This is a genomic window from Coleofasciculus sp. FACHB-712, assembly GCF_014695635.1.
In the GTDB taxonomy this organism is placed as follows: Bacteria; Cyanobacteriota; Cyanobacteriia; order Cyanobacteriales; family FACHB-T130; genus FACHB-T130.
Genome location: NZ_JACJOQ010000306.1, coordinates 1 through 3,075, shown reverse-complemented (window position 1 = coordinate 3,075; position 3,075 = coordinate 1). Strand labels below are relative to the sequence as shown.

The following is a 3,075-nucleotide window of genomic DNA, read 5'->3' as shown; positions in this document are numbered from 1 at the left end:
GCGTGTATTCCTAATTACAAGCCAACTTTATGAGGGCTAACTCCTCTGGCAGAACGCTACCCCGCACGAAGGTAGTTCTTAAGAACGAGGTAAGCTGAGAGCGGTTTCTCCAATATAGACAGCAGGCAAGTCATGCAGAACGCAAAAAAAGTCTATGGAACCAACAGAAACTAATCCATCCCAAAAACCGGCAGACAAGAACTCCAAGCCAATTACTCAGGTACAACGAGATAGTGTAATTACCTCTGAAGACTTGCCTCCGAAGGCATTTCGCATCAGCGTGACGCTAGCGGCTCTGGCGATTCTGTTGCTGTTTTTTGGCTTTTACTTCGGCATCATTAATGTTTAAAGTATTGCTAGCAAGATGAGCTACTTCGCATTTCACCTTGTCTTTATCCTGCCACCACTCCTCTTCCTAGCATGGCTTCAGCGCCAACCTCTGGCTGGTATCGGAGGAATCAGAGCGTGGTTAGGGCTACCCCTGATTGCGCTGATTGCCCTGATTTATACGACACCGTGGGATAATTACCTGGTTTGGCGCGGCGTGTGGCACTACGGCACGGATCGCGTGGTAGGTACGATTGGCTACGTACCCATTGAAGAATATTTATTCTTCATCCTTCAGCCACTCCTAACGGGTCTGTGGCTGTACTGGCTATTTCCTCTCACAACTGAGCCAGCACAGGAGGAGGATTCTCCTTGGCTGCGAGCATCTGGCATCGTTTTCTGGCTCGTTCTCAGCATTGCGGGAGCTTTCATGTTGCAGTCGGAGAAGACTGTGTACATGGGGCTAATTTTAGCTTGGGCATGCCCCATACTGGCGCTACAGTGGGGAGTTGGAGCAAAGCAACTCTGGGCGAGAAAAGATGCTTGGCTGATTGGCACTCTGATCCCCACAGTTTACCTGTGGATAGCCGACCGCATTGCCATCGGACAGAGCATTTGGAGCATTTCTGAGACCTATAGCACTGGATTTAAGCCGTTTGGGTTGCCGATTGAAGAGGCGACATTCTTTTTAATCACGAACCTGCTAGTGGTGCAAGGACTTTTACTGTTTCTATTGGTGGGGAAGATGCGATCGCTTCTACCACTAATCTCTTTCCCCATTCTCAATAATGGGCGACCAGAACTTCCAAAAGCTCTTGCTCAGGTAGAGCCTGGAAACGATACGGTTTGAGATGGTTGCCTCTATTTTCCACGTCACCTTTTAGGAGTAAAACCGAGATGCCTATTAAGGAATTTTTAGAACAAATTTCTGACACGGTATGGGAAATTCCGGTTTCCTACAAGGAAGGGATGCGCGTTCCCGCCCGGATTTATGGAACACAAAAGATAATTTCCGAATTAGATGAAGCGGTTTACGACCAAGTTACGAATGTAGCGACGCTGCCAGGAATCACCAAATATGCGATGTGTATGCCTGACGGACACTTTGGCTATGGTTTTCCCATTGGTGGCGTGGCGGCGATGGATGTGGAAAAGGGGGGCGTGATTTCCCCCGGCGGTATCGGTTTTGATATCAATTGCGGAATGCGCTTGATGGTTACAAACCTTACCTACCATGAAGTCAAACCTTATATCAAAAAGCTGGTAGATAGGCTCTATGAAAGGGTTCCGGCTGGAGTAGGAAGCAGTGGCTTTGTGAAATTATCGCGGAATGACTTTCGCAAAGTAGTCGAACAAGGCGCTCAGTGGTGCGTTAATAATGGCTATGGTTGGAAAGAAGATTTAGAACTCATTGAAGAAAACGGCTGCATTAAAGGTGCTGATTCTGCAAAGATTAGTGACAAGGCAATTGACCGGGGTTTCAATCAAATTGGAACTTTAGGATCTGGCAATCATTATTTAGAAATTCAAGTTGCGCGAAAGCTAGATATTTTCGATCCAGAGTTAGCCAAGACGATGGGAATTACCATGCCGGATCAGGTGGTGGTAATGTTCCACTGTGGTAGTCGGGGATTTGGTCATCAGGTGGCAACTGACTATCTGCAAAGATTTTTAAAGGTAATGGATAGCAAGTATGGAATTAAAATACTTGACCGAGAATTAGCTTGTGCGCCCTTTGATTCTCCGGAAGGACAAGCCTATTTTTCGGCGATGAAATGCGGCATCAATATGTCTTATGCCAATCGTCAAGTGATTCTGCATCGCATCCGCGAAGTATTTTCGGAAATCTTTGAACGTTCCGCGGAAGACTTGGGGATGCACATGGTTTATGATGTGGCACACAATACCGCCAAGCTAGAGAGTCATATTGTGGATGGGAAAAAGCGATCGCTCCTCGTCCATCGGAAAGGTGCAACCAGAGCTTTTGCACCGGGAATGGCAGATATTCCGGAACGCTACAAGAATATTGGTCAGCCGGTTATCATTGGCGGCAGTATGGAAACCGGATCTTATTTATTAGTCGGCGTACCGACTGGCGACCAAACTTTCTTCAGCACTGCACACGGAAGCGGACGCACAATGAGTCGTACCAAGGCGCGAAAAGCTTGGAAGGGAGAAACACTCCTGAAGGATATGCAGAAGAAGGGCATATATGTCCGCAGTACCTCAATGTCCGGACTAGCGGAAGAAGCGGGTGCAGCTTACAAAGACATCGATGATGTGATTGAAGCGGCTGAGTTAGCGGGAATTAGCAAAAAGGTGGTGCGGTTGACACCGATTGGCAATATTAAAGGATAAAGAAGGTTTAGCATTTAAGCGATCGCTTCCTAAATTTCTGGCTTTTTAGGTTGCTCTAAAAATTCCAAATCTTTACAAAAGCTGGGCTTACCTTTTTTGAAGTCACTAAGCTTATATTTGTAGAGCGTTCCTTGTTTGGCAAACACTAAATTACCCAGAAAATCCCAAGTAGCCCAGTCAATAGAATCAAGAAGATCGGGATATTCATCTAACCTAAACTCGAAAGTATAGCCACGTTGCAAAAAACCTCTGTAATACATTCTTAATGTCGGATGCCCTCGACTCGGCTGCCAATACCAGCCGTCGTCATTTTCGCACTTGACCGTATACGTTTTGGAATTCTCAACTTTCACATTATTGCCGTAATTGTCTCCAGCTCTAGTCCATCCA

General features: G+C 46.4%; 4 protein-coding genes. 3 read left to right on the top strand and 1 reads right to left on the bottom strand.

Annotated features, from left to right (window positions below; genetic code table 11):
- Nucleotides 1–154: 154 nt before the first annotated feature.
- From H6F50_RS08035 to H6F50_RS08025, 3 genes are read left to right on the top strand one after another with little or no spacing between them, the layout of a single operon-like run.
- On the top strand, nt 155–349 hold the full coding sequence (locus H6F50_RS08035; protein ID WP_190428193.1) for a hypothetical protein: 195 nt from the start codon (nt 155–157) through the stop codon (nt 347–349).
- 15 nt (nt 350–364) lie between these two features.
- Entirely contained in the window at nt 365–1,177 is an 813-nt protein-coding gene (locus H6F50_RS08030; RefSeq protein WP_190428192.1) for a lycopene cyclase domain-containing protein, read from the top strand.
- Between the two features lie 47 nt (nt 1,178–1,224).
- Nucleotides 1,225–2,685, top strand: coding sequence for an RtcB family protein (locus H6F50_RS08025; protein WP_190428191.1), 1,461 nt, complete (start codon nt 1,225–1,227; stop codon nt 2,683–2,685).
- 29 nt (nt 2,686–2,714) lie between these two features.
- On the opposite strand, the gene H6F50_RS08020 is transcribed toward H6F50_RS08025, so the two are convergent.
- The coding region (locus H6F50_RS08020; RefSeq protein WP_190428190.1) for a hypothetical protein at nt 2,715–3,075 on the bottom strand (361 nt) is incomplete at its 5' end.